Source organism: Solibacillus sp. GQ1 (assembly GCF_059758555.1).
Map to the genome: position 1 here is coordinate 2,154,792 of NZ_JCAXEX010000001.1, position 26,563 is coordinate 2,181,354.

General features: G+C 38.4%; 23 protein-coding genes. 9 read left to right on the plus strand and 14 right to left on the minus strand.

Going from position 1 to position 26,563, the window contains the following annotated elements:
* Window positions 1-201 precede the first annotated feature (201 nt).
* Window positions 202-396, plus strand: a complete 195-nt coding sequence (locus AC6CH1_RS11030) for a hypothetical protein (RefSeq protein ID WP_498317489.1) — start codon at window positions 202-204, stop codon at window positions 394-396.
* Between the two features lie 66 nt (window positions 397-462).
* Here AC6CH1_RS11030 and AC6CH1_RS11035 read toward each other — a convergent pair whose 3' ends face one another.
* On the minus strand, window positions 463-1,926 hold the full coding sequence (locus AC6CH1_RS11035; protein WP_251686626.1) for a protein adenylyltransferase SelO: 1,464 nt from the start codon (window positions 1,924-1,926) through the stop codon (window positions 463-465).
* 202 nt (window positions 1,927-2,128) lie between these two features.
* Between AC6CH1_RS11035 and AC6CH1_RS11040 the strand changes: the two genes are divergently transcribed.
* Together AC6CH1_RS11040 and AC6CH1_RS11045 are read left to right on the plus strand one after the other, a co-directional pair.
* Entirely contained in the window at window positions 2,129-2,719 is a 591-nt protein-coding gene (locus AC6CH1_RS11040) for a biotin transporter BioY (RefSeq protein ID WP_251686625.1), read from the plus strand.
* Window positions 2,720-2,827: 108 nt separating this feature from the next.
* A complete protein-coding gene (locus tag AC6CH1_RS11045; protein ID WP_251686624.1) occupies window positions 2,828-3,277 on the plus strand; it encodes a universal stress protein in 450 nt (149 codons plus the stop codon).
* A gap of 43 nt (window positions 3,278-3,320) precedes the next feature.
* Here the strand turns inward: AC6CH1_RS11045 and AC6CH1_RS11050 are convergent, their stop codons facing one another.
* The 3 genes from AC6CH1_RS11050 to AC6CH1_RS11060 form a co-directional block, all read right to left on the minus strand.
* On the minus strand, window positions 3,321-6,506 hold the full coding sequence (locus AC6CH1_RS11050) for a DEAD/DEAH box helicase (protein ID WP_251686623.1): 3,186 nt from the start codon (window positions 6,504-6,506) through the stop codon (window positions 3,321-3,323).
* A gap of 196 nt (window positions 6,507-6,702) precedes the next feature.
* Window positions 6,703-7,746 carry an acyl-CoA dehydrogenase family protein gene (locus AC6CH1_RS11055; RefSeq protein WP_498317491.1) on the minus strand — a complete coding sequence of 348 codons (1,044 nt, stop codon included), beginning with the start codon at window positions 7,744-7,746 and terminating at the stop codon, window positions 6,703-6,705.
* A 20-nt stretch (window positions 7,747-7,766) separates the two neighbouring features.
* Window positions 7,767-8,282, minus strand: coding sequence for a DUF4242 domain-containing protein (locus tag AC6CH1_RS11060; RefSeq protein WP_251686621.1), 516 nt, complete (start codon window positions 8,280-8,282; stop codon window positions 7,767-7,769).
* A 163-nt stretch (window positions 8,283-8,445) separates the two neighbouring features.
* On the opposite strand from AC6CH1_RS11060, the gene AC6CH1_RS11065 reads away from it, so the two are divergent.
* A complete protein-coding gene (locus AC6CH1_RS11065; protein WP_251686620.1) occupies window positions 8,446-8,874 on the plus strand; it encodes a winged helix-turn-helix transcriptional regulator in 429 nt (142 codons plus the stop codon).
* A gap of 15 nt (window positions 8,875-8,889) precedes the next feature.
* On the opposite strand, the gene AC6CH1_RS11070 is transcribed toward AC6CH1_RS11065, so the two are convergent.
* From AC6CH1_RS11070 to AC6CH1_RS11080, 3 genes are read right to left on the minus strand one after another with little or no spacing between them, the layout of a single operon-like run.
* Window positions 8,890-9,651 carry an ABC transporter permease gene (locus AC6CH1_RS11070; protein ID WP_079528125.1) on the minus strand — a complete coding sequence of 254 codons (762 nt, stop codon included), beginning with the start codon at window positions 9,649-9,651 and terminating at the stop codon, window positions 8,890-8,892.
* 19 nt (window positions 9,652-9,670) lie between these two features.
* Window positions 9,671-10,609 (minus strand): ABC transporter substrate-binding protein, encoded by a 939-nt coding sequence (locus AC6CH1_RS11075; protein ID WP_251686619.1) that lies wholly within the window; start codon window positions 10,607-10,609, stop codon window positions 9,671-9,673.
* A gap of 11 nt (window positions 10,610-10,620) precedes the next feature.
* Window positions 10,621-11,397 (minus strand): ABC transporter ATP-binding protein, encoded by a 777-nt coding sequence (locus AC6CH1_RS11080; RefSeq protein WP_498317494.1) that lies wholly within the window; start codon window positions 11,395-11,397, stop codon window positions 10,621-10,623.
* Between the two features lie 206 nt (window positions 11,398-11,603).
* Here AC6CH1_RS11080 and AC6CH1_RS11085 point away from each other — a divergent pair, with 206 nt between their 5' ends.
* Window positions 11,604-12,167, plus strand: coding sequence for a GNAT family N-acetyltransferase (locus AC6CH1_RS11085; RefSeq protein WP_498317496.1), 564 nt, complete (start codon window positions 11,604-11,606; stop codon window positions 12,165-12,167).
* Window positions 12,168-12,201: 34 nt separating this feature from the next.
* Here AC6CH1_RS11085 and AC6CH1_RS11090 read toward each other — a convergent pair whose 3' ends face one another.
* Window positions 12,202-13,995 carry a carbon starvation CstA family protein gene (locus tag AC6CH1_RS11090; protein ID WP_251686616.1) on the minus strand — a complete coding sequence of 598 codons (1,794 nt, stop codon included), beginning with the start codon at window positions 13,993-13,995 and terminating at the stop codon, window positions 12,202-12,204.
* A gap of 367 nt (window positions 13,996-14,362) precedes the next feature.
* Between AC6CH1_RS11090 and AC6CH1_RS11095 the strand changes: the two genes are divergently transcribed.
* Window positions 14,363-14,653, plus strand: a complete 291-nt coding sequence (locus tag AC6CH1_RS11095; RefSeq protein WP_427708827.1) for a KGG domain-containing protein — start codon at window positions 14,363-14,365, stop codon at window positions 14,651-14,653.
* Window positions 14,654-14,935: 282 nt separating this feature from the next.
* Window positions 14,936-15,487 (plus strand): integrase, encoded by a 552-nt coding sequence (locus tag AC6CH1_RS11100; protein WP_251686614.1) that lies wholly within the window; start codon window positions 14,936-14,938, stop codon window positions 15,485-15,487.
* A gap of 104 nt (window positions 15,488-15,591) precedes the next feature.
* Here the strand turns inward: AC6CH1_RS11100 and AC6CH1_RS11105 are convergent, their stop codons facing one another.
* Window positions 15,592-17,256 (minus strand): ribonuclease J, encoded by a 1,665-nt coding sequence (locus AC6CH1_RS11105; RefSeq protein WP_498317498.1) that lies wholly within the window; start codon window positions 17,254-17,256, stop codon window positions 15,592-15,594.
* 163 nt (window positions 17,257-17,419) lie between these two features.
* On the opposite strand from AC6CH1_RS11105, the gene AC6CH1_RS11110 reads away from it, so the two are divergent.
* Entirely contained in the window at window positions 17,420-18,103 is a 684-nt protein-coding gene (locus tag AC6CH1_RS11110) for a TraR/DksA C4-type zinc finger protein (protein WP_498317499.1), read from the plus strand.
* Window positions 18,104-18,153: 50 nt separating this feature from the next.
* On the opposite strand, the gene AC6CH1_RS11115 is transcribed toward AC6CH1_RS11110, so the two are convergent.
* Together AC6CH1_RS11115 and AC6CH1_RS11120 are read right to left on the minus strand one after the other, a co-directional pair.
* Window positions 18,154-19,245 (minus strand): NAD(P)-dependent alcohol dehydrogenase, encoded by a 1,092-nt coding sequence (locus AC6CH1_RS11115; protein WP_498317501.1) that lies wholly within the window; start codon window positions 19,243-19,245, stop codon window positions 18,154-18,156.
* A 164-nt stretch (window positions 19,246-19,409) separates the two neighbouring features.
* Window positions 19,410-20,714: a protoglobin domain-containing protein gene (locus AC6CH1_RS11120; RefSeq protein WP_498317502.1), complete on the minus strand. Its 1,305-nt coding sequence runs from the start codon at window positions 20,712-20,714 to the stop codon at window positions 19,410-19,412.
* 201 nt (window positions 20,715-20,915) lie between these two features.
* Here AC6CH1_RS11120 and AC6CH1_RS11125 point away from each other — a divergent pair, with 201 nt between their 5' ends.
* Window positions 20,916-21,908 (plus strand): EAL domain-containing protein, encoded by a 993-nt coding sequence (locus AC6CH1_RS11125; protein ID WP_498317504.1) that lies wholly within the window; start codon window positions 20,916-20,918, stop codon window positions 21,906-21,908.
* A gap of 84 nt (window positions 21,909-21,992) precedes the next feature.
* Here AC6CH1_RS11125 and AC6CH1_RS11130 read toward each other — a convergent pair whose 3' ends face one another.
* The 3 genes from AC6CH1_RS11130 to AC6CH1_RS11140 form a co-directional block, all read right to left on the minus strand.
* Window positions 21,993-22,901: a glycine betaine ABC transporter substrate-binding protein gene (locus tag AC6CH1_RS11130; protein ID WP_498317506.1), complete on the minus strand. Its 909-nt coding sequence runs from the start codon at window positions 22,899-22,901 to the stop codon at window positions 21,993-21,995.
* Window positions 22,902-23,041: 140 nt separating this feature from the next.
* The gene (locus AC6CH1_RS11135) at window positions 23,042-23,956 is read right to left on the minus strand and encodes a glycine betaine ABC transporter substrate-binding protein (protein WP_427708813.1); all 915 of its coding nucleotides are present in this window, start codon (window positions 23,954-23,956) and stop codon (window positions 23,042-23,044) included.
* A gap of 199 nt (window positions 23,957-24,155) precedes the next feature.
* Window positions 24,156-26,519: a bifunctional 2',3'-cyclic-nucleotide 2'-phosphodiesterase/3'-nucleotidase gene (locus AC6CH1_RS11140; protein ID WP_498317508.1), complete on the minus strand. Its 2,364-nt coding sequence runs from the start codon at window positions 26,517-26,519 to the stop codon at window positions 24,156-24,158.
* Between the last annotated feature and the right edge of the window lie 44 nt (window positions 26,520-26,563).

Consider the following 26,563-nt stretch of genomic DNA (forward strand, 5'->3'; position numbering starts at 1 on the left):
GAATGATTTGTTGCACGAAGCTAATTAATATAGATATTACAGAGTATATGTTAAACTTACTTTTAGTAACTTACTAAAGGAGTCTAATAATATGAAGAAATTTGAATTCGGCATTTATTCCCTTGCTGATATTGGCAGCAACGAGGCAGTTTCAGCTTCCAGTTATCTTTTGAACAATTCATCGAAATTACCGGACCGAACATGGCATTATTTGTTGGAAGTCCTGAAGATGTTGCAGAAAAAATTATTAAACAATATGAATTCTTCGAGCATAGCCGATTTTTGGCGCAGCCGGATATTGGTGGTCAACCATTTGAACTTGTAAAAAACAGTATGAATTTATTTGCCAACGAAGTCGTTCCAATTGTTAGAAACCACATTGAGATGAAATTATAAAAGTTTTCTTTTGCAAAGGAAAACAAGCACGGCAACAACTTTTACGTTGTACCATGCTTGTTTTTTTTAAGTTCCACAATAGCTTACAAACGGTGGTTCTTCGTCTGTTGGTGGCTCTGTATATTTTTTGTACTGCTCCGTTATATTAAACGGACTTGTCAGCACTTGCAGCATCTCGGCAAACATTGACGGGTCGCCTTCTGCAAATTGTTCAATTGCCTGTTCCACAAAATGATTTCTTGGAATAACGGCCGGATTAACAGACTGCATTACTTGCATCGTTTCATCAATCGTCGTGTCTTGCTGTTCAATCCGTTCAAACCATGTTTTTTCCCACTGTTTAAATGCCTCTGACTGGAACAAATCATTATTCGGCCGCTTACCTTCCGACAATGCACGGAAAGTATTTGTATAATCCACTTCATGTTCTTCCATTAAATTCAGCAGATCATCAATCAGCTTCTCATCATGTTCATCAATTGAAAGAAGACCTAATTTTTCCCGCATTTCGCTATAATAATATGCTTCATAAATTGATGGGAATTTCCCAAGAATATTTTGTGCTAGCTGAACTGCTTCCTCTTCATTTTCATGAAGGAGCGGCAGCAAGCTCTCAGCAAAACGTGTTAAGTTCCATGATGCGATCGGCGGCTGATTGCGGTAGGCATAACGCCCCTGACGGTCAATCGAACTGAATACAGTTGCCACATCATACGTATCCATAAACGCACATGGCCCGTAATCGATTGTTTCACCGCTGATTGTCATATTATCGGTATTCATTACACCATGAATAAAGCCGATACTTTGCCACTTCGCTATAAGGGCAGCTTGTCTATCAAGTACCGCTTCGAGCAATGCAAGATAGCGATTTTCCGCCTGCAATAGCTCGGGATAATGGCGCCGGGTTGCATAATCTGCCAAAGCTTTTAAGTCGCCAGCTTCGCCAAATGTAGCCGCATACTGAAACGTTCCGACCCGCAAATGACTTGCGGCAACCCGAGTTAAAACAGCGCCTTCCAAAGCCGTTTCACGATAGATAATATTGCCAGTTGCCGTAACGGCTAGGCTGCGTGTTGTCGGGATCGAAAGCGCATGCATTGCCTCACTGATGATAAACTCCCGCAACATTGGACCGAGTGCAGCACGTCCATCGCCACCACGAGAATATGGTGTAAGACCGGATCCCTTCAATTGAAGATCAAATCGTTCCCCATTTGGCGTGATGTGCTCTCCGATTAATAACGCTCTTCCGTCGCCTAGCATATTAAAATGTCCGAACTGATGTCCCGCATAGGCTTGAGCAATTTGCGCTGCACCATCCGGCATTTCATGTCCCGCCAAAATAGCGGCACCATACTCTTTTAATTCCTGAGCCTTTAAACCAAGCTGCTCTGCTAATGTACGGTTAAAGATGACGATTGAAGGTGATGTCACTTCATTAGCCGTTACATGGGAATAAAAAGTTTCCGGCAACTCCATATAACTGTTATTAAAACGAAAACCAAAATTCTGCTTTTTATCTGTCATTGTTTTCGCCTCATTTCTTTCAAAGATGCACTTATTATAAACTTTTTTATACAAGTTAACCAAAATTACGACCGGTTATATTTATATAAGCACGCCCCTCATATGTTAACCTATCAAAAATAAAAGTTGACACAAAACAAAACTCATTTTATATTTATGTTAACCAGAATAATATAGAAGTTAACGACAAGGGGAGTAATGTATGGAGACTGTTCATAAAACACAAAGCTTTAAAACAATCGATTTAATTTACAGTGCACTTTTTGCGACACTTATTATGGTAGGAGCAAATATTACATCATTCGTACCTTTTCTAACGGTCGGTGGTGTACCGATAACATTACAAGCATTTTTTGCAATATTAGCAGGTTTAGTACTTGGATCAAAAAAAGGAGCCATTGCATGTGCAGTGTATATGTTTATCGGGTTAGCAGGGGCACCGGTATTCTCTAAATTCACAGGCGGATTTTCGGCGATTCTACTACCGACTTTCGGCTTTATCGTAACGTTTATTATTAGTGCATATATTGCCGGTAAAATTGCCGAAAAGTTTCAAACGCGACTTGCCTATATTATTGGCGCACTTATTGCGATGGCAGTTAACTATATTATAGGAACAACATGGATGTATTTCGCCTATACATTATGGGCATCTGCTCCAGAAGGTTTTACATTTAAAATGGCATGGCTTTGGATGATTCCTCCAATGCCAAAAGATATTATTCTTTCAATTTTTGCCGGGTTTTTTGCTTATCGTATCCAAAAGATCCTGAAAATCCTGCCAACAAAATAATATAAAAGATTGCAGTAGAACTCCTCATCTAATGTTATCGGCGTCATCATTATACCGAGATTCATATATTTGATATACTTTATTCAATAGATGAAGGAGGAATTTCATATGGCAAATCATTATCAAAATATAGTTGTTGCAGTAGATGGTTCAGAAATAAGTGATCTCGCTTTTCAAAAATCGATTGATATAGCAAAACGAAATATCGGCTCGACTTTACATATTATCCATGTAATCGATACGAGCTTCTCCACATCTTTTGATATGCTTTATGATAATATGGTTGAATTGGTTCGAAAACATGGTGAAGTTTTATTGGACCGCTATGAATTGGAAGCAAAAGAAGCAGGCATTCCTACAATCAATAAAATTTTAACAAAAGGCACACCTAAGACGATTTTAGCGAGAAAGCTTTCAGAGCATGCGCCAGCAGATATTATTATTTGTGGGGCAACCGGATCAAATGCGGCAGAGCAGATGTTCATGGGCTCCACTACAGAAGCAATCGTTCGGCATGCAACATGTGATGTATTGATTGTACGTACACCAGAAAAATAAAAAAAGGGGTTATGAGGTGCACAAAAATGTCCTCATAACCTTTTTAAATCATTAAAATTTCCCGGATATCTTGCTCGGTTAATGTTCCCTTCGACGATTCATCACCGTCCAATATATCCGAAATAAGCATTTTCTTCTTCTGTTGAAGCTCACTCATTTTTTCCTCAATCGTTCCATTTGCAATAAGCTTAATAACTTGTACAACTTCCTTTTGCCCCATACGATGGGCACGGTCAGCTGCTTGTTCCTCGACTGCCGGATTCCACCATAAATCATATAAAATGACGGTGTCCGCCCCTGTTAGATTCAGTCCAGTACCACCTGCTTTTAATGAAATCAAAAACATATCCCGCTCTCCATCATTAAAAGAGTTACAAAGTGCAATACGCTCTTCTGAAGGCGTTTGTCCATCAAGGTAAAAATATTGTTCTCCGCGCTTGGAAAGCTCTGTCGCAATCATTTTCAACATTTGTGTAAACTGTGAAAATATTAATACCCGTCGGCCGGATGCCTTCGATTGTTCCAATAGTCGGAACAGCTGCTCAAACTTTGCGGAACCACCTTTATACCCTTCGACAAACAATGCCGGGTGACAGCAGATTTGACGCAGTCTCGTAATTCCCGCCAAAATACGAATTCGGTTTTTATGAAACGTTTCTTTGTCCAGATGCTTCATTGTATCAACACGCAACTTGGCCAAATAGGCGGCATACAACGCTTTTTGCTCCGGTAACAGTTCAGCTTTTTCAATCATTTCCTCTTTTTGAGGTAATTCCCCTAATACATGTTCTTTCATTCGGCGAAGGAGAAACGGCCGTACTTTTCGTGCAATATCTTTTCGCTGCATATGGCGGAAATCCTCAAGCTCGCGGAACAGCTGCGGAAAGATGACACGGTAAATCGACCATAATTCCGATAATGAGTTTTCAATCGGTGTTCCTGTTAAACCAAAGCGATTTGTTGCATTGATTCTTTTTACCGTTCTTGCTGTCTGAGTAACCGGATTTTTAAAGGCCTGTGCCTCATCAAAAAATACCGTATGGAAATGCTGACGTTCATAAAATGCGCTATCTTTACGTAATAACGGATAGGTTGTAATAATAACATCATGATCTTCCATTGTACGCAGTAAATGACGCCGCTCCGCTACTTCCCCATCAATGACAATCGCTTCGGCTTCCGGTGCAAATTGCATGAACTCATAAAGCCAATTGTATGAAAGCGACGATGGACAAACGATTAGAACCGGCTGTTTGTTAGCACGGATTATCGGCAATTCTGATACAATAAAAGCAATACTCTGGACTGTTTTCCCAAGCCCCATATCATCGGCAAGCACACCGCCGAATCCATAATTCGAGAGCAATTTCAACCAGTTAAAACCATGTTTCTGGTAATCCCGAAGAATTGGTTCCAGGCTTTTTGGAACTTCAAATGTCAATGATTCAGGATGTAATAACTGACCTGTAAACTGTTTAAACGATTCTTCCGCTTCGAATATATCACTTTGTTCAAATTGCTCCAAAAACGGTAGACTATCCGTTATTGGCATATTAAACGTTAATTCATACTCATCATCCTGAGCTGGAATTGCTCTAAGAAAACGTTGAATTTCTTCGATTTCCCTCGTCTCCAAAGACAGCAATGCCCCATCTTGTAGACGATAATATTTTTGCTTCACTTTGATTGCCGCTAAAATTTCTTTAATTTGCTTATTCGAAACGCCATCCATTTCAAATTTAAATTCAAGCCAATTTGTTCGTTCCTTTTGGACATTCACCCGGATTTTTGGAAAGTTATTTTCTTTGGCAATCCGCAGCTTAACAGAACTTGTTGCATAGATTTTAGCGAGTTTTGTGAGCTTTGGAAGCTGGTGATATAAAAACTCATATTCAAGTTCTTCATTCTGCATATAGTAGCCGCCATCCGTTTTTGTAAAGCCGCTTTCATCCATCAACGCTAAAACTGCCGCTTCCTTTTCGATATCCCGAATGATGAACACGTCATCTGAAAGCTGTTCATCCAATGGTTGAATGACAAATTGCCCGTACTGAAATTCCACACCTGCTAGGAAACGATTTTTCAGACGGTCTAAATAAACGTTTACTACTAATGGGTTTTCCATCTGTTTAACCGAAAGCTCCCGAGCCATTTCGACAACGCCTATTTTTTTCAGTTTAGGTATCACCTGTTCCCGGAAGTAATCCCAGTGTGAATGCTCAATTGTTAATAAAGATTTTTGCTGAAGCATTTGCTTTAATTCGAAAAGCTGCTTCATGCTGTCTTCACTCATTTGCGTCAATTCACCTTCAAATAGCACTAACCGGTAACTTGGAAGCAAGACAGCACGTTCAATTCCTTCTATATAAAGCTGATACTCTTCTCCTTTTGCTTCAATGAAAAAACGAAGTGCTGTAGGCTGTGTTACAATCTTTAATTCGCTATAGCTTTCGTTTTGATAAAATAACAAAACATTTTTCGTATTGGAAATCAATGAAGAAAGTATATACCAGGATGAAGGCGGAATGATCAGCAAATGCTGCTCCTGACTTTGTACAGGCATATCATTATAAAGTGCATCATCTTCTACAATTTTTATAAGGAGCTGTAAGATGGCATCATGCTGTTCGTCAAAACAAAACTGTTCAAAATTATAGGTTGTGTTATGGGAAATCCGGTATGGCTTTTTATTTTTTATATGTGTTAAGAACTCTCGAATAGATAAAATTTGATCTCCATTAACTTGGAGCTGCATTCCAATAACCGGGTCTTGTTCTGTAAATTGAACAGGTGTTATTACGAACTGTACATCCATTACTTCCCGCTTTTCAAAGTGACGCTGCTGCTTTGTCGTTTGTACTGTCTGTTGTTTAAAAATAGAAAGAAAACTGTTTTCAGAAATAAAACTTTCATCGTACTCATCATCTGGCAGCGATTGAGCCTTATTCTTGCTGAGATTATTAATAGCGATAAGAACCGCCGCTACATGTTGACAGCTTTTACTGAAATCACCCAATGTCGGACAACTGCACGATGTCTTAAATTGATCTGTTCCCTCTTTTTCTATCCGGACAACGAATTGTTCCGTGCTTTTTACAACCGCTTCTCCATACATATCCGTATATTGCAGGAAATTCACTTTTCCTGTTTGATAAAAAGTTTGCCCTTTTTTAAAAGAAACGGTTCCGCATAGATTTTTTATTTGTTTTTCCGATAGTTTAATATCCATGCCGTTCCCCCTTTTCTATTCAATCCATTTTCTCATGTCACTCATTGAATTACTAGTTTGAAGCGAAGATGAAGAAAACCTTTAATTCTTCAATAATTACGTTATGAGATGAGTAAATGAAAAAATTAAGAGCAAAAAAATATCATTTCTCCTTAGAGAAAAATGATATTTTTGGGTTATCTTTGCCTCTTCAAACTCAAGCAAAAGATGATTTGATTTTTTCTAGATGTCGGACTGTTGGCGTCAAGTTGGCAAAGAAGTATGCTTCACGCAGTTTGCGTGATGGTACACTTCCTGCAACATAACCGGCAGCTCCATTGTGTATCATGTTCGCCTGTACCGCAGCTAATGTATCATGCACTGCTTGCAGACGTGTGTTGACAATTTCCTTCAATGACAAATTGCCTGCCAAGTTGTTCAACTCTGAATTAATTCTATCATATTGATCCCGCAGTTCAGTTGCCTGTACTTTTAAGTATTCATTACAGCCATTTTGCTTCGCTTTTACTTTTTCAATACCTTCAACTGCTGCCGCAATAACACCTGCACCAAGCGGAACTTGATAATAAATAAACGTAGGGCGAATAATATCGCAAAATGCTTTTGCATCCTCGGAAATGACAAAGTCTTTCGAAATTACAACTTGATTAAATTTACATGAATAAGTCGCGCTGCCATTCACTCCAAGGAAACCAAGTCGTTCATTCATTTCAAGACCTTTGATATCAGTTGGGACAAGCACCAGAACTTCAAGACTATCGACTGTCGCAACTGCACCAAAGTAATGACGGTTCCCCAAGTTTGATACAGCAGGCAATGTTCCATTAATAACATAGCCTTCTTCTGTCTTTTCTGCCTTCAGATGAAGTTTTTCTAATCCAGAATAGTACTTCATCGCATTTGATAAACCTGTTGCACCAAGTTTTACGCCGTTTTCCAGCTCAGGTAATATTGTTTGCTTTAAATACGAGTTATTACTATTACGCAAATAAGTTAATGCGGCTAAATGGCACCAAACACAAAACGCTGTTGTCATACAAACCTTTGCTGTTTCACGAACAACCGCTGCCTCATCTTGTAATAGTGTCGATTGGTCCTTATTTGCCGAATGGAAGAATCCAGCCTCACTTAGCGCTAAAATATAATCTTCTGCATAATGTGCCTGTTCATCGACCTTCTTCACTACGGGCTTCAGTTTTTCATCGATGATTCGTTCTAACAATTCTTTGTTCAATGCCATTGTCCCCGCATCCTTTCCTTTTAGTCTGCCAATTCCGTTAATGATGTGATCGGTGTTTGCACTGCTTCACGTGCACGTTTTACAGCTGCTTCATCTGGTGCATCATAGAAACATAAACATTTTGTCATATCTTCACATACATAAGTACGAGAGAATTTTACATCTGGAACTTCTTCGTATTTTACCGAATTTTTCTTTTTACGCTCTAAATATTTTTCCATTGTGATTTCTGCAGGAATTTCCCATTCCACTAGGTAGTTCACTTGCTCGCCGCCTGCTTTGACTTCATCAAGTTCTTTACCGATTAAACGTACTTCCTTTACTAAATCAATAGCAACACCTTGTGTTTGTAATGCTGTTTTTGCTGCTTCCTCATCAGATGCTTCAATAATGAAATAGCCACGGGAAAAATCTTTTGCCACTTGTACTTCGATAACCCCAACACCTTCTGTTGCATGCACTTTTTCGACTAATGCCGCAAATGCTTCCTTTGAAGAAACCTCGTTAATTGTTGATTCTACTAAAAATAAACTCATTGTATTATCCTCCTAATAGTAAATGTTAGATTGTTCTATATTCAAATAGGCGTTCTGATAGAGCGCACTATGAATACCCATTTAAAATGCCTTTTACAGGTTAAAAAAATTAACTCGCATTGCATAAAATTAATGTTTATACTTGTATCAAGGAGGCGAAAACATGAAAACACGTTATGACTTACCTTGTAACATTGCACAAACATTAAATATTCTTGGTGATCGTTGGACGCTTCTCATCATTCATGAACTGCTGATTGGTGAAACGAACTTCAATGATATTAAGCTGAAGCTTCCAGGTTTGTCAGCAAATATTCTGTCAAACCGGTTAAAAGAATTGGAAGAAGCACAGATCGTTCAAAGTGAGCTATATTCCGCCCATCCCCCACGCTACCGTTACACATTAACGGAAAAAGGTACCGCCCTTGAGCATGTTTTCAATTCGATGATTATATGGGGTGCTGATCATCTGGAAACCTGCTATAAAGAAATCGTAGGTCCTGATGAACAGCGTGTAGAAGTCGGATATTATTCTACTGACACTGGCGAACGTGTCGATACGATTCATATACGGCCGTTAAAAACTGTCTAAAATCATTAGGCAGTTTTATTTTGCGCCTCCCCAGATGCGGTTTACCCAGCTTTCAAAATAATGAATGCCTTTATCCAGTAAAAGGCCAAGTACCCCGATTACAACAATACTCGCCATGACTAAATCCAGACTCAAAGAATTTCGTGCATCGACAATTAAAAATCCTAAACCCGATTGCGCACCGACCATTTCCCCGGCTACGAGGAAAATCCATGCAGAACCTAGCGCCATATGCAGCCCATTGGCGATCATCGGAAATGAAGCCGGCAATATAATTTTTCTCATGGTCTCAAAAGGGCTCATTTCAAAATTCGATGCAATGCGTAAATACGTTTTGTCGACTTTTTTTACCGCTGATACCGTTGACAATAAGACCGGGAAAAATGCAGCGATAAAAATAATCACAATCGCCGGCATATTGCCGATGCCGAACCATAAAACGATAAACGGTGACCATGCAATCGGCGAAACCGGTCGCAATACTTGAACTACTGGATCGAGCACTTTCCAGACAGCCGGCAACCTTCCTAAAATCAACCCTAACGAAATGGCTGCAACGACTGCAATCAGATAACCTGAAAAAAATCGTAATAAACTAATTTGTATATGTGCAAACAGCGAACCATCGGAAATGATCGCAAGTAATGCTTCCCCCACTTTTAAAGGCGGAGGGAAAAGTGCCGACTGATGCCCACCTATCATAATTGCAGCTTGCCAAACGACAAGTAATAATAGAAAGCCAAGTGCAATCGGGGACAATTTCTTCACTATCGCCATAATATCCCTCCGTCCTCTACTAATTTACAAAGCTAGCATCAACAAAATCTTCATAGGAAGGAGGATTTTCGGATAATCCCATTTCCAATAATGCATCACGTAGAATCGCATAGCTGTCTTGTTCAATACTTAAATTGTCGTAGGAAATCCAATCTAATGATATATCCAGTACATTTTTTTCAACTGTTAAATATTGACCAACGACTTCATGCATATGGTCGTCTTTCCCTTGTGCAAGCTCACCGCCTGCTACATAGTCATCGACAAACTTCCCTGCCAATTCTTTATTGTCTTTAATAAACTGACCGCGCAATACTAAACCGCAATCAATCGAATCTTGCCAAATTTCTTCTGACTGATAAAGCACTTTCCCGTTTTCCAATGCAACCGATATCGCACCAAATGGCTCAGCAACTACATAACCAGCAATACGCCCTTCCGCTAAAGCTGCAGGCATTTCCGCTGGCGGCAATTCGATCACATCTACTTCATCGTAAGCAATGCCATGTTTTTTCAGCATTTCATACAGCAAAATATTGTGTGTTGAAAATCTGCTTGGAATCGCAAAAGATTTCCCTTTTAGTTCTTCCACGGAGTTTATATCTTTCCCACCGATCAATACATTGCCATCACGGTGACCAAGTGCCACTGCTTTTAGATCAATGCCTTTTTCCTTTGCATTCATCGCTAGCTGGATCAATACAGATGCCCCATCAATTGCACCAGTATTCAGTGCATCCATCAGCTCTGGCCAAGACCCGAATTTCACGAGCTCTAAATTGTAATCTTCATACTTTTCATCATTCTGCATATATAACGGAACTGCATGCGTAATCGGTAAATAGCCGATTTTAATCGTTGGCTTTTCCCCGTCACCTGCAGAACTTCCTTCATTCGTCCCGCATGCCGACAACACTGCCACGAACAGCATTGTCATGATTAACACTACCTTTTTCATCTACTATCCTCCTAAATATTAAATTCGATTGCTGCTTTATCATGAGTAAACTGGAATTCATTGAATATAATTTCGCGGTAATGCTGAAAATCCGTATCAGCACGATTGCGTTCCTTTGGCAACTTCAGCACAACTTCTTTATGAATTTCACCAGGATTAGGCTTCATAATAAGGATGCGATCTGCTAAATAAATTGCTTCATCGATGTCATGGGTTACTAATACAATCGTCATTTTCTCGCGTTGCTGGATTTGTTTTAATTCATCCTGTAAATAATAGCGTGTAAAGGTATCAAGCGCTCCGAACGGTTCATCCATTAAAATAACTTCCGGTTGAATGGCTAGCGCACGGGCAATTGCGACGCGTTGCTGCATGCCACCCGACAGCTCGCCAGGCAATGCATTTGCACGGTCTTCCAATCCGACCATCTGTAAATAATGGGCCGCTCTTTTTGTAATTTCAGCAGTCGATAAATCTGAATTCTCAATCCCGAGCTCCACATTTTTCCGAACAGAGCGCCATGGCAGCAGCCCGTAATTTTGCATAAGCATAATACAGCGTTTACTAGGTTTTGTAACGGCAGTCCCATCAAGCAGGATCTGTCCTTGATTAGTCGTTTCAAAGCCACCGATACAGTTCATCAATGTACTTTTACCGCAACCGCTTTTCCCCAGAATGGCAATCACTTCGCCGTGTTTTATATTAAAGGAAACATCCTTTAATACTGTCGGACCTTTTTCTCCATACGACTTTGAAACCTCATTAATTTCAATCTTAGCTGTCGACAATTATTTTTCACCCCAATACCGATTATTCAACTTGGTTTTATATTATATGAGTTATATTATTATACTTACTTAAATAAAACAACCTTATTTTTTAATTAATTTTTATTTTCTAAAAAATAATCGGATATTTTTAGAATATAATGTAAAATAGAGCAATCTACTCTTTGTAGATTTCGTTTGTTTTATCGGAAAGTGAGGTTATATGAATGAAAAAAGTAACATTAGTTCCACAAGCGCTTAGCTATGCGAAAGAAATCCATCGATTATCAATGGCGCCCGAAGTAAAGAATGCACTCGGGCTCCCTACACAATCTTTAGAGGATACGGAAAACTTTATTATTAATACACTAATGGAGGAATCTGAAGGGAAAACTATATCCCGTTTAATTTTGAATGAAGAGGACCAATTGATTGGTATTACGACACTGATGTTTATCGATCAGTCCAATAAGCAATGCCATATCGGAAGCTGGATTGGAGTCGATTATTGGGGACAAGGTTATAATCTGGCCTCTAAAATAGAACTATTGAAAATAGCATTTGAATACTTGCATCTTGAGGTAGTTTTTGCCGGTGCACGCACGGTCAATTTGCGTTCTCAAAAAGCACAGGAAAAACTCCCGTTCATATCTTTAAATATCGAACAGCAATTTCCCGAAGAACATTTGCTGCTGGAAAAAAGACAAAAGCAGCCGTGTATTTTAAATGCTGTTTTCAGGGACGACTTTCTCAACTATTTATATCCAACACAAAAAGAGCGGAAAATTTAGAGATTACTCTAATTTTCCGCTCTTTTTATTTATTTTAGTTAGCAGCTGCTTGTTTTGTGAAACGAGGATGTGCCCAAAGTTCACGCCATTTTATGAATGATGTAATTACAATGATCAATCCCAATGTCAGCATAATAATCGATAGAATACCGTTTAAAATATTGTAACCACCGGCCATTTCGTTCCAGTAAACATTTTTCACCATCCAGAATCCTGCTACATTTACCGTAATATATAAATACACTAATGGAATAAAGCAAGTTAAAGCATAAATACGTTTATCTGCTACTTTCAATACGAATGTTACACCACATACTAGACCAATGGAGGCCATCAGCTGGTTGGATACCCCGAATAACGCCCAGACAGAAGCAATATCCCCTGAATTTAATAAGTATCCCCACATGATACAGGCCAATGCACTTGCTCCAATTGCCCCTGGTAGCCAATCCGTCTTTTTCAGCGGCTTATAGACATTCCCTAAAAAGTCTTGAATTAAGTAACGCGCTGTACGTGTACCTGCGTCAATTGCAGTTAAAATAAATACAGCTTCAAACATTATAACAAATTGATAGAAGTAAGCGGTTAGATGGCTAAACCATTCTACCCCTGCAAATATGGATGCCATACCGACTGCAAGTGTTACGGCACCACCAGTACGTCCCTCCAGATCCATACCAATCGCTTCTGACAGCACCGGTAAATCAACTACCGTCATTCCTAATTTCGCGAATGCTTCAGGTGATGAGTTAATCGCAAAGTAATCTGCCGGATGCAGTACAGTTGCAGCGATCAGTGCCATAACTCCAACGACACATTCTACGAGCATTGCACCAAAACCAACTACGCGAATATCATCCCATCGGTTCAGCATTTTCGGTGTAGTACCTGATCCTACAAATGCATGGAAACCAGAAATAGCTCCACAAGCGATTGTAATCGATACGAATGGCCATACTGGACCTGCAACAATTGGACCGCCTCCTAGGAATTCAGGAATAAACGCAGGGAATTGAATTGTAGGGTTAATAATAAACACTCCAATGATTAAAGCAATAAACACCCCTATTTTCATGAAACTGCTTAAATAATCGCGTGGTGCCAATAAGAACCATACTGGTAAAGCAGCCGCAAAGAACGCATAAATCGGCAATAGAATCGATAATGTTTCACGATCCAATGTTAGTACATCACCTAACCAAGTACCTTGAATAGATGGTCCGTAGAAAACGGCCCCAACAAGGAGGATGACCCCAAGTATTGTTGATATTTTCAAGTTCCCTGTAAATTTATTGATCAGGCCCATGAGCATTGCAATCGGTATCGTTGCAGCAACCGCAAATGTTCCCCAAGGGTTTTCTGCTAAAGCACCTAAAATAACCATTGATAAACCAGCCATTGTAATTGTAATAATGAACAGCATTGCTAATCCTGTACAAAAACCAGCGACAGGCCCAAGCTCTTCACGCATAACTTCCGATAATGACTTCCCGCCTTTTGTCATCGAAGCAAATAATACAACAGCATCGTGTACAGCTCCCCCAATAACAGCACCAATTAATAACCAAAGGTAACCCGGTAAATAACCGAATTGCGCGGCTAAAATTGGTCCAACTAACGGTCCTGCAGCTGCAATTGCTGCAAAGTGATGCCCGAATGCTACCCAACGATTTGTCGGCACATAATCTTGTCCGTCATTTTTTTCGTTTGCAGGTGTTGGCGTATCTTCATTAATCTTTAATACTTTTTTTGTAAAGAAAATTCCGTAAAAACGATAGGCAATTACTAAAATACATATTGCCCCAATTACTAGTGTAATCGCATTCATTTCACTTTCCCCCTATGTATATCTCTTTTGTTGTAATACAACAATAACAAAATTAAGAACTGTTGTATCACAATATTTAAAATTAACTGAAAATTATGTATAATAGCTATTTTATCATACTAGACTACTTAAATTATGGTAATTATCAAAATAATAGAAATAAATTCCCCTTACAATACTTCACATACCTATGTTACGTGAAGATTCTCTTCTAAAGAATGAACTGCTTTTTTTGTTTCTGATAACTTTACATCATTTTTTTGTAATATAAATGAAATATAATTTATGTTTAATATAAAGTGAGATGGGAATTTAACTAGTAAGCTTAGCAATAAGCTAAAAAATTTTCACTAGGAGGATGTAAGAAATGGCTAACAACAACAAACGTAATCAGAATCAGAATGACGGATCAATGACGGTTCAAGAAGCGGGTCGTAAAGGCGGAGAAGCTACATCTAATAACCATGGTAGAGAATTTTACGAAGAAATCGGCCGTAAAGGTGGAGAAGCGAGCAGCGGAAACAACCAAAACGGTAACAACAACAATAACAACGGCGGCGGCAAAATGAGCCGTGAAGAAGCTGGCCGCAAAGGCGGAGAAGCAAGCCGTAAAAACAATAACAATAACAGTAACAATAACAACAAAAATAACTCATAATTATTTAATTGACCTTGAAGATAGGTTAATGCAAGATGTAAATATTAATAATTTACATTAATAAGGGATGTTTGCCGTTTAGAAGAATGGCAAACATCCTTTTTTGCATGCTTTTACTCGCCTATCCAAAATTTCTCTCCAACAGCATACATAACCAAACAAATTACTTGAAAATATTATATAGGAATTATATATTATTTTATGCTTGCTTTAATTATAGCGAGCGTTTTATTGTGTTTTCTTATTTATTTTATATATATAGAAAAGGAAATGAGCGCATACATGCAACAATCTACAAACAAATTTTTATATGAATTAATTTATTCCACTATAAAAGCTACCGGCCTCAATACAATGTTGGAAGAGGATCATACCGGAGTAAATATGAGCTATAACTTTATAACGAATGTTGTTAGTTTTGATGCAAACCGTTTAGTAAAAGCAGCTGGAGAACTATCAACCATTCCATTTGATCAATATGTAAAAACCATTACACTTCATGAACTAGGTCATGCGATTGACCGCCCTGCACTAGATGCTTCTTTAACTAGAACCTTCGATTATTTTGATATGCGAGATCAATATTCTACTAAAGAAATTTTTAATAATCCCGAATTGTTAGGTATGATTATTGAAGAACATCAAATGAACATTGCTTTTGAAGAAACAGCATGGGCTAATGCAGAAATTCTGAATCAAAAATTACAATTCATCGATCAAAATTCATTTGAAACGATAAAAAAACATAGTCTTTCCACATATATTAGAAATTATGAAGAAGATTTAGCAGCTTACAAACAGTTACTGGAACAAACAGAACTTCAGCCTGCTTAATTTTAGTGCGCCCAAACAAATAAAGAATAAAAAGCATGTAATAAAACAACGATCTTGAAAGCGAACATTTCCTTTCAAGATCGTTTTTCTGTTTTAATTTAATTTTATATTTCAATAATTATCGGCAATATCATTGGCTTTTTCATTTTTAATGTAAAGATATATTGATCTACCGCGTGTTTAACCGCTTTTTTCATAGCAAAAGGATTGGCTTCATTAAAGTTTTCTACAGCTGCTTGAGCAATTTCGTTAATATCATTTATTAATCCTTCTGATTCCCTTGCATAGACGAATCCTCGTGAAATACTATCCGGACCTGAAATAATGGAACCATCGAATTTACTGATTGTGACAACAATAACTAGCATCCCATCTTCGGATAGCTGCTTTCGATCCCGCAGTACAATTTCACCGACTTCATCACTTCCAGTACCATCCACATACGTATCTCCTGCCGGAATTGAACGTGTTTGCCGTGCTTCCCCGCCTTTAATATCAACTATATCACCATTTTTCAAAATAAATGTATGCCCTTTTTCAACTCCAACCGCTTCGGCCAATGAACGATGAATATGAAGCATGCGATATTCTCCATGAATCGGAATAAAATATTTTGGTTTCATGAGTGTCAGCATCATTTTTAAATCTTCTTGATAGCCATGTCCAGAGACGTGCATACCGGTAATACTTGAATTTCCGTAAACTACATTTGCGCCAAGCTGAAACAAATTATCAACTATTTTTGAAACATCTTTTTCATTTCCCGGAATAGGAGAAGCTGCGAAAATAACCGTATCGCCTTGGACAACTTTGACATCTCGATTACGACCAGTTGAGAGGCGGGAAAGCGCAGCTAATGGTTCCCCTTGGCTTCCCGTACATAAGATTACTGCCCGTTCCGGCGGCAACTCTTTTAACTCTCTTGGTTCGATAAGCATCCAACCTGGAATATCCAAGTAGCCTAGTCGCATCGCTACAGACGTAACATTGACCATGCTGCGGCCTAATAATACAATTTTTCGATTCGTCTTTTTTGCTGCTTCGACAATTTGATGAATACGATTCACATTGGATGCAAATGTAGAAATGAAGATTTTTCCGGTCGCCTTTTGAAACGCCTCATCCAAATGACGTCCAATTACTTGCTCGGATGGTGTAAATCCCGGACGTTCAGCGTTTGTACTTTCGGAAATAAGCGCAAGCACCCCTTCTGAACCGAGTGCTGCCATTTTGTGAATATCCGACGTTTGATCATTAACAGGTGTAAAATCAAATTTAAAGTCACCTGTATGAATGACTTTCCCTTCAGGTGTATGAAAAACAATCCCTAAACAGTCTGGGATGCTGTGACTCGTCTTAAAGAATGTGAGTGATAATTGGTCGAAACTAATTTTCGATTCTGCATTTATCTCATTTAATTCTGAATCACGTAGCAATTTATGCTCTTTTAATTTCAATTCAATTAACCCGAGTGTAAATCTGGTAGCGAATATCGGCATATTAATTTTTCTCAGCAAATATGGGATACCGCCAATATGATCTTCATGCCCATGGGTTACAACTAAAGCCTTGATTTTATGTTTATTTTCCTCCAAATAACTTAAATCCGGGATAATTAAATCAACACCTAATAAACTTTGATCCGCAAATTTACCGCCACAGTCAACAATAACTAATTCTTCTCCATATTCAATGACATACATATTTTTTCCGATTTCATTAATACCGCCGAGTGCGAAGATGGATAGTGTATTTTCAGTATTTAGCAACTTCGAGTCCTCCTATAGGATGGATATTTTTATGTGTGCATAAAATTTCGCCTTATACATTAGTATTTCTAATTTAAAAAGAAACTATACGAACGCAGTTCACGATGTTTTGAAATAATTCATCGTATTTCGCCCATACTATTATTGAAAGGAATTGATTATGATGCTTAGTGAAAAACAGCTTACTAAATTAAAACGACTGCTCATCGAACAAAAAAGAGAATTAATTGGTGATGTCAATACAAATGAAAATGAAATTATTGCACGTGCCAGTTTAAGGGATTCTACTGATGAACTCTCTACTATTGACAATCATCCCGCAGATTTGGCGACCGAATTATATGACCGTGAAAAAGATATGGCGTTAAAAGTGCATAGTGATGACTTATTGGGTCAAATCGAAGCAGCATTTGAACGGATGAATGACGGTACATATGGAGTTTGTACAAAATGCCAAACAGAAATCCCATATGATCGGCTGCAAGCAATTCCGTATACGACTTTTTGTATTGAGCATAGTGATGCAAAAGCTCCTGCAACAGATCGTCCGGTTGAAGAACAACTGCTCCATCCGGCTGTAGACAACTCCTTTTCAAATCGGGAAAAGGATGATGAGCTTCAAGATAACGAAGACTCTTTCCAAATCGTAGCACAATATGGAAATTCCGATACACCCGCGGATATTGAAGGGGATTTCTATCACTACAATGATTTATATAAAGACAAAGATGATGAAGATACGTATTCTGCATTGGAAATATTGCATGTCTCAAAAGAAGATTATCTTCAGGGGCAAATTTCCAAAGAGTATGCAGATGAAGCACGTAAATATGATTATTTAGAATGACCGCAATAAAATCAAAAAGCCGAGAATTTTTGTGTACTCGGCTTTTACCTTTATTTTGCGATTTTTAAAATGGGTTTAATCGTAATCCCTTTTTTAGAGTCTTCAAAAGCTTCGTTAATTTGTTCAAATTCATAAAACTTAACGAGTCGATCAAACGGGAATTTACCATCTTTATAATAGTTAACTAACTCCGGAATAAATACGCGAGGTACCGAATCGCCTTCGATGACACCCATCATTGTTTTCCCTTCCGCCATAATATCGTTATGGACATCAATTGCCATCTCAGGTGTTACGCCTACAATGGCACAAGTACCTAATGGGCGTAATGCATTTAGGGATTGTTTCACAACGGGCGGCACACCTGTCGTTTCAACAGCAAAGTTTGAACCTCCGTTTGTAATCTTTTTCACCTCGGCAACGACATCAACATTTCGTCCATTTAATACATGTGTTGCCCCGAGTTCTTTTGCAAACTCCAATCGGGAATTATGGACGTCCACGGCAATAATTTGTTTACAGCCGACAATTTTTGCTGCCATCAATGCAGACAAACCTACAGCTCCGCATCCGTATATGACAATTGTGGAACCAAATTGTGGTCGCAGGCGATTTAATACTGTACCGGCACCTGTTTGAATCCCACAGCCAAGAGGACCAAGCAACGCTAAGTCGACATCTTTATCTACTTTTACAACATTTCGCTCATGTGCAATTGCATATGTTCCGAATGAAGACTGGCCGAAGAATGTCGCTAACTCAGTACCATCTTTTGAAAGACGTGTTGTATAGTCATTTTGGACACCGCCAAAGTTTAGTGGATTAAACGTATCACATACTGTAGGATGTCCAGTCAAACAGTTTGGACATGAACCGCAATGTGCAAATGAAATAACGACATGGTCACCTTTTTCTAAACTTGTTACGGCTTCATCCACTTCTTCCACAATTCCTGATCCTTCATGACCAAGAACGGCTGGAAGTGGAGCAATTGCTAAATCACGTGCTACCGCATCCGTATGACAAACACCAGTTGCTACAATTTTAATCATTACTTCATTTGCTTTTGGAGATGCAAGTTCCACTTCCTGCAAGACGAAATCTTTTCCTTGTGCTTCAGTTACAGCTGCTGTAATTTTCATTCTTTGTGTCTCCTTATTTGTTAATTTATTCTCACCTACCTTACTATTCCCAATCATTTTGTAATTACACTTAATTATAAAAGGCAGCTCAGAAAACAAAAAACTGTGTAAAAGCAATTGCACTTTTACACAGCCTTATTCATTTCATAATACTTAAACAATTTTTACAGGTGGGTAGTCATTTGGTACAGTTCATCTGCAGTAGTTGCAACATCTCTCGTCTCTTGACCGATGTTGCTAATGACACTTGTTAGGTTTGTTATATCCAATGCGACTTCTTTAATTTGTGCTTCATTCTTTTCGATTGCCTTTAAAATTTGCTGGAATTTTGTTTGCGTACTTATTGATACGTCCAGACCTGAATCCACCCTTGACTGGACAGCATCAATCATTTGAACAGCAGTCGACGTTAACAACGTGGATGTCTGGATAAGGTTTGTTATGTTCTCTACTGAACTTTTCGATTGCTCTGCCAGTTTACGTACTTCCTGTGCGACAACTGCAAAACCTTTTCCATGGTCCCCTGCTCTTGCTGCTTCAATCGAGGCGTTTAATGCCAGTAAATTTGTCTGGTCGGCAATATTTTTTACTAGCAACACAATATTGATAATCTGTTCTGAAGAGACCTTTAAATTTCCGATTAGTTGTCCCATTTCAACCGCGCTGTCTTTAATTTCAATCATTTCCTGCTCCAGCCTTGAAACTTCATTTTTCCCTGTCAATGCATCTGTATGAATATGTTGGACAATTGCGACATTCGATTTGATTGTATTGTTTATATGTGATGTATGATTGTTTACTTGTTCAATCGATTGGTTCGTTTCTTCTGTTAAATCAGCCAGATTTTGAATAACGGCCGATAATTTATCCTTTAATTCAAGTTTGACAACATTATATTGCTCTCCTCGTAGATTTTGATTTTCCTTTTCGTATTCCTCCAATACAATCTGCATTTCCAGGTTAATAAGTTTTGACACATTTAATGTAATTTGTTCCCTAAGTGCAAGGTCCGTTATATCTTTACTAATGAGCACAATCATCGTTTCCTGCAATTTTTGAAATGTACCCATATACCACTTCGGGTCCAAACCGATTTTGAAATGCATGCGGGCGAGTTTTCGTTTTGCTTCAATTGTCTCTTCATTAAAAACGCCATCAAACATAGAAATAATGTACAAATTCAATGTTTTCTTTAAGCGATCAATTTTTGTTCGTTCTTCAATTATTTTTTTTAGTGATGGCACAGCCAATACATTTTCATAAAATACATCCGTTATCTCTGATACGCCTGCAGTAATTGCAGGTTGATACGATTTTATACAACGTAAATTATTTTCGTCTATTCCGATTAATTTCATCTGCTGCTCTAACTCCGGCATGCTTGTAAATTGTATAATAGGCTTAAAGTAATTCATTTCTTCTAATTTACTATCTTCATTTACCGATTTCCGCTTCCACCATATCACCATTATCGTCACCCTTACATTATGTATAGTATTTGTACAACGTTATACTCTATTTTCTGTAAATATTATCGCTATTTAATCTATTTAATATACAAACATTGTACACCTTATATAAGTAAATGTATATATTATTAATTTTTTTTATAGTATATTTGTACTTAATGGTATACAGTAAAATTAAAACTAAGAAGTGAGGGAAAGCTCATGTCCTGTAAAAACTGTGTCGTATCTGAATTACAGTTTGATATTTTATTAGAAGGCGAAAATAATATAGCTATGATGGATATGATTATCGATCACTTTAAGCGTCGGAATTTAACGATTACTAAAAAGGAACAGCTCGTATCGATACAAGAATCCGGTGTAAAGGAATTTCTTGACTTTAGCAGGGATTATATGGAACCCGAACAGATTTATTTTAGAATAGATGAGATGGCTTGGAAGTCTATTGCTGAAATTGAAACAGTTTTGGAAATGCAATGGATTGATGATGTCATACATAGAAATGCGATTGTCAGCTATTCACAACCTATCGTAAATAACAAGAAAGAAATTTATGCTTACGAAGTGTTGTCACGCTTTACCCGTGAAGATGGTTCGCTTATATACCCAAATGAAATTTTCACGGCAGCAAAAACTCGAGGGCACTTGTATGCATTGGACCGTTTATGTCGTATGGCTGCCGTAAAATATGCTGCTGTGCTAAAGAAAAAAACATTTATCAATTTCATTCCTACATCGATTTATTCTCCGGAATATTGTCTGCAGTCAACGGTGAAGCTTGCTAAACTTCTGCAAATTGACCCGAGTCAATTTGTCTTTGAAGTCGTCGAATCGGAGCAGGTCGATGATATTGAGCATCTAAAATCGATCTTGAATTACTATAATGATAAGGGCTTTCAATATGCTTTGGATGATGTAGGAGAAGGGTATAACACACTGGAAATGCTCGACGGCATGAAGCCGCATTATATGAAGCTTGATATGAAGTATGTACAAGGTGTTGTAAACGATAGTCAAAAACAACATACCGCTAAACAGTTTTTAAAGAAAGCACTTGAAATTGGTGCAACACCACTTGCTGAAGGTATTGAAACCGAGGAAGACTTTGAGTGGCTAAAACAAATTGGCTATGAGCTTTTCCAAGGCTATTTATTTGGAAAACCAAGCGTCGAACCACAGCGTTCCATCCGATAAGAAAAAGCTATGTGCAAAATGGTTTCCCACTACTGCACATAGCTTTTTTCATCTTAGATTTATTCTAAAGATCTTATTCGTAATTTACTTCTTTGGATCCAAATCCTCAATTGAATCGATATCCATATATGCTGGTACGACTAAACCATTTTGTGTGCCTTTTAAGTTTTCTCCTAAATCCACTATATCTTCCTTATGCTTTTTGTAAAATGCATCATGTGTGGTTGGAAGTGCTGCAGAAAGCGATGCATCTCCTTCACCGCTAGCAATAGCCTGGAACATAATGGCTGGATCAACAGGAATCACATTAACTTTATACCCTAAATCATTAATTACTTGTTTCATGACACTGCTTGATGCTAATTCAGAATCCCAAGTAGTAGTAATTAACTTTAATTCTTCCCCGTTTCCTTTTACAATACCTTCAGTCCATTCATTCACTTTATCTTCATTATTCTGAATCCACTCCGCTGCAGCCGAATCAAAATCACTATTTGAAGCTTCCAGCATTACTTGTTCTACATCTTCCGGTTCCCAATAAAATCGGTCAAGAACAGTATACAAATCAGGTAAATCTTCCTCTAACCCTTTTCTTACAAGTGTATTCGTATATTCTTCCCCACCTAAAGCTCCTTTTGGATCCTCCAATATCTTTAGATCGTAAGCTGAGAATTTCCAATGAGGCTTCCAACCTGTAACAATAATTGGTTCTTCATTACGAATTGCTTGATCTAAACTACCTATCATACCGGCTGTCGAACTTTCCTGTAATGTCCAGCCTTCCAGATTTTCATATTGTTCTAATGCGTCATATGTAAGACCTGTTAATCCAGCACCAGGTTCAATACCAACTATTGTATAGCCCACTTCTTCACCAATACTGGCTTCTTTTCCATTTGAATTATCACTGCTGCCTGTATCATCCCCGCATGCTGCTAATAACAATGCTGCAGACATCCCCATAGTTAAACCTAAAGCTTTAAATCGTTTCAAAATACTTCATCCCCTATAAACTGAATTTATCTACTCCCGAAAATCGACAACCCCATTTTAACTACAAGTTGTTACTCATGTCAAACTAGAGATACAAATAAATAAAGCCCCGTTTAGACTATTACGGGGCATATCTATATTTATTCTTTCGGTTTTAAATCTTCAATCGAGTCAATCTCTACATATGCCGGGACAACAAAACCATTTTGCGTGCCTTCCAGATTTTCACCTAAATCAACAATATCGTCTTTATGTTTGTCATAAAAGGCTTTGTGAGTTGTCGGTAACCATGGTGCAACCGTTACGTCTCCTTCACCTGTTGCAATCGACTGGAACATAATAGCCGGGTCTACCGGAGTCACCTCAGGTTCGTATCCTAATTGTTCCAGTACAGTTTTTATTACACTACTAGATGCAAATTCAGAATCCCATGGTGTAGAAATGATTTTTACTTTCTCGCCATTTCCTTGTGCTATATCTTTTGTCCATTCACTTACTTTGTCTTGATTACTTTCAACCCAATCGGCTGCTGCTACATCAAAGTCTCCATCTTCTTGTGCATCATACATTACTTTTTCCATATCTTCCGGTTCCCAATAGAAACGGTCAAGTACTGTATATACATCAGGCAGGTCTTGTTCTAACCCTTTTCTTGCAAGTGTTTGAATGTTTTCAGCACCGCCTAAAATACCTTTAGGATCTTCAAGTATTTTTAAATCATAAGCCGAGAATTTCCAGTGTGGAGTCCAGCCTGTCACAATAACAGGTTCTTCATTCCGTATTGCCTTATCCAATGTACTCAACATTCCGGCAGTTGAACTTTCCTGTAATGTCCAACCTTCCAGATTTTCATATTGCTCCAATACATCATGTGAGAGGCCAGTCAGACCTGCTCCAGGTTCAGTGGCAACAACGGTATAATTCACCTGTTCACCAATACTGGAGGACGATGCGCCTGTTGTATTTTCTTTATTTTCCGTATCATCTCCGCAAGCAGCAAGTAGAAGTGCTGAAGATACCCCTAAAGTAATACCTACTGTTTTTATTTTGCTCATCTTCTCATCCCCTAAATTGAAATTTATATCTAAAAAGTAACAACTCAATATTAACAACAGGTTGTCACTATGTCAAACGGATCTATCTCAAAAATAGTTACTATATAGTCCGCCGTTCTTACTCATGACTGGAATTTCAAAACACAAAAAAACCTGCAGACAGAAGAAAGGTATTCTTCGCCTACAGGCATTTTTATAATTATTTTGTTTTTAAACCATACTTTCCAAAGCCGTCTGTACCGTCTCCAATATACTTAATAGCGCTGTTTTCATCTAAAACATCCACTGCTTTTTTAGAAGATTCAAATACAACGTTTACGCTATCCGGAATCGGAGCAAATTTCCAGTTACCATCTGCTGTCGGATCGATTGTTTTTTCGGCTAAAATATAGTCGATAATTGCCTGACGGTTTTCATCCGGATAAATTTCAACCGCTGTTGCATTACGTACACCCGGGAATGTACCGTTTGCACGATAGTTATTTGTCGCTACGATAAATTCCTGTGCTTCATCAATTGGCTTTCCGTTATATTGCAGATTGACAATACGTGATGCTTGTTCGTTTACTACATTTCCGCTCTCATCGTATTTTGCCGGTTTTGTTACATCGATTTCATATGTCACACCGTCAATCACATCATAATTGTATGAACGGTATTCTTCATTGATTAATTGCTGCTCATCTGCTTTTGCTACATCAATTTGATTGAATTGGCCTGCAGACATTTCCAGCCATTCTTTCACATCCGCCCCTGTTACTTTCAGCATAGCAAGTGTATTATCATATAAATATAAATCTGCAACATTTTTAATTGCAAGCTCGCCTTTTGGTACAAATGTATAGTATTCCGGATCGCTTCTTGTTCCTGCTTTGAATGGTGCACCCGCTGATAAGACAGGAAGGTTTTCATACGCTGTACCTTTCAGCTTTTGTTTCACATAAATTGATTGAGCATCCGTTACAATTTGAATAGAAGGATCATCCTGTACTTGCGAGAAGTAACTGTGAATGTTAGCTGTCGTTGTCCCCACTGCCTGACGCACATATTTAATCGTTCCTTCATGTGTTTCTTTCACACTTTCTACAACTTCAGCGCTGACAGTGTCATTATCTTTTGCGATTTCACGCACCGCGCCAGTACCTGTTGTGACATCCCAAGCTTCGTCTTTTTTCTCTAGTTCTAGATCAATGACCCCTAAATGACTACCGAATTTACCGGCCATAACAATCGGCTTGCCGTTCATTGTCCCTTTTTCAATATCCACATTTGTTATAGAGCTATCCACTTTACCTGGGAATACGCCATGGGCATGCCCAGTAATGATTGCATCTACATCTTCAATTGTAGATAGCAAATACGATACATCCTCTTCGCCATTTTCATGTGTAGCATCTCCCATACCTGAGTGTGAAAGTACTACGACAACATCCGCTCCTGCTTCTTTCATTTGCGGAACGACTGTTTTAACAGCCTCTACGGAATCATCAACTGTTACTTTTCCTTCTAAATTTGCTTTATCCCATTTTAAAATTTGAGGTGGTACAATACCTGTTACCCCAATATTAATTGTCGTTTTTTCACCGTTTGAATCAACTACATCTTTTTCAATCATAACATACGGCTTATACATTAATTCCTTTGTCGCTGCATTGCGCACATTGGCATTAACATACGGGAATGGGGCATCATCTGTTACTTCATCAAGAAATTCCAAACCGTAGTTAAACTCGTGGTTACCGAATGTCGCTACATCATAATCGAGTGCGATCATGGCCGCAATCGATGGGTGAACTTCCCCGTCTTTTAATTTCGTTACGGACTGAATATATGAGCCAAGTGGCGTTCCTTGTATTGCATCTCCATTGTCAAACAGCACTGTATTTGGATTTTCCTCACGTGCCTTTTCGATTAGCAGCGCAGTTTTTGCCAAACCTAAACTGTTCGTTGGCGTATCTTTGTAATAATCATAGTTTACAATATTAGTATGAATATCCGTCGTGCCTAAAATACGTAAAGAAACCGTCGTATTTGCTTTTACCGGACTGTATTCTTCCAAAAAGCGCTGAAGAATTTTTTGCATCTGTGCTTTTGTTACAAAATCTTTCGGGCGAATCATTCCGTCATCAAAGCCTGTCAGTAAGCCTGTTGCTACGGCTTTGGCCATTTCCTGGCGATTGCCTTGTCCAATTTTGTTTGCATCTTTAAACTGATCCAATACCTTTTCAGAATATGTTTCCTCATCTTGTAACCCTCTCGCCGCAATAAGGAAAGCATGAGTACGTGTCAATTTTTCGTTTGGCGCAAATTTAGTTGGAGTTTTTCCTTTAATTAACTTTAATTCTACCGCTTTTTCAATATAAGGCTTAAGCGACTCAGGTACATCCTGGAATTTTACAGACTGTCCCGTACCGACCTCTACTCCCAATGCATCAATTACGGCCTTCACAAACTCTCCACGTGTCATATCTTCATTCGTAGATGTTGGTGCCGCTGAAACTGCTGACATGCCACTTGCTAAAAGTGTTAGCGTTAAGGCTGAAGCAGATAGTTTTTTCAACATTTCTTTCACTCCCAAATTCTGTAGTGTATAACAGAACTATCATA

Bases quoted from the DNA above. Each gene is read 5' to 3' on its own strand.
- AC6CH1_RS11070 (WP_079528125.1), bottom strand. From the start codon at position 9,651: ATGGCGATAGTGAAGAAATTGTCCCCGATTGCACTTGGCTTTCTATTA.
- AC6CH1_RS11090 (WP_251686616.1), bottom strand. From the start codon at position 13,995: ATGAATGCGATTACACTAGTAATTGGGGCAATATGTATTTTAGTAATT.
- AC6CH1_RS11085 (WP_498317496.1), top strand. From the start codon at position 11,604: ATGAAAAAAGTAACATTAGTTCCACAAGCGCTTAGCTATGCGAAAGAA.
- AC6CH1_RS11120 (WP_498317502.1), bottom strand. From the start codon at position 20,714: ATGGTGATATGGTGGAAGCGGAAATCGGTAAATGAAGATAGTAAATTA.
- AC6CH1_RS11110 (WP_498317499.1), top strand. From the start codon at position 17,420: ATGCTTAGTGAAAAACAGCTTACTAAATTAAAACGACTGCTCATCGAA.
- AC6CH1_RS11030 (WP_498317489.1), top strand. From the start codon at position 202: ATGGCATTATTTGTTGGAAGTCCTGAAGATGTTGCAGAAAAAATTATT.
- AC6CH1_RS11050 (WP_251686623.1), bottom strand. From the start codon at position 6,506: ATGGATATTAAACTATCGGAAAAACAAATAAAAAATCTATGCGGAACC.
- AC6CH1_RS11075 (WP_251686619.1), bottom strand. From the start codon at position 10,609: ATGAAAAAGGTAGTGTTAATCATGACAATGCTGTTCGTGGCAGTGTTG.
- AC6CH1_RS11035 (WP_251686626.1), bottom strand. From the start codon at position 1,926: ATGACAGATAAAAAGCAGAATTTTGGTTTTCGTTTTAATAACAGTTAT.
- AC6CH1_RS11055 (WP_498317491.1), bottom strand. From the start codon at position 7,746: ATGGCATTGAACAAAGAATTGTTAGAACGAATCATCGATGAAAAACTG.
- AC6CH1_RS11100 (WP_251686614.1), top strand. From the start codon at position 14,936: ATGCAACAATCTACAAACAAATTTTTATATGAATTAATTTATTCCACT.
- AC6CH1_RS11045 (WP_251686624.1), top strand. From the start codon at position 2,828: ATGGCAAATCATTATCAAAATATAGTTGTTGCAGTAGATGGTTCAGAA.
- AC6CH1_RS11135 (WP_427708813.1), bottom strand. From the start codon at position 23,956: ATGAGCAAAATAAAAACAGTAGGTATTACTTTAGGGGTATCTTCAGCA.
- AC6CH1_RS11140 (WP_498317508.1), bottom strand. From the start codon at position 26,519: ATGTTGAAAAAACTATCTGCTTCAGCCTTAACGCTAACACTTTTAGCA.
- AC6CH1_RS11095 (WP_427708827.1), top strand. From the start codon at position 14,363: ATGGCTAACAACAACAAACGTAATCAGAATCAGAATGACGGATCAATG.
- AC6CH1_RS11125 (WP_498317504.1), top strand. From the start codon at position 20,916: ATGTCCTGTAAAAACTGTGTCGTATCTGAATTACAGTTTGATATTTTA.
- AC6CH1_RS11065 (WP_251686620.1), top strand. From the start codon at position 8,446: ATGAAAACACGTTATGACTTACCTTGTAACATTGCACAAACATTAAAT.
- AC6CH1_RS11060 (WP_251686621.1), bottom strand. From the start codon at position 8,282: ATGAGTTTATTTTTAGTAGAATCAACAATTAACGAGGTTTCTTCAAAG.
- AC6CH1_RS11115 (WP_498317501.1), bottom strand. From the start codon at position 19,245: ATGAAAATTACAGCAGCTGTAACTGAAGCACAAGGAAAAGATTTCGTC.
- AC6CH1_RS11040 (WP_251686625.1), top strand. From the start codon at position 2,129: ATGGAGACTGTTCATAAAACACAAAGCTTTAAAACAATCGATTTAATT.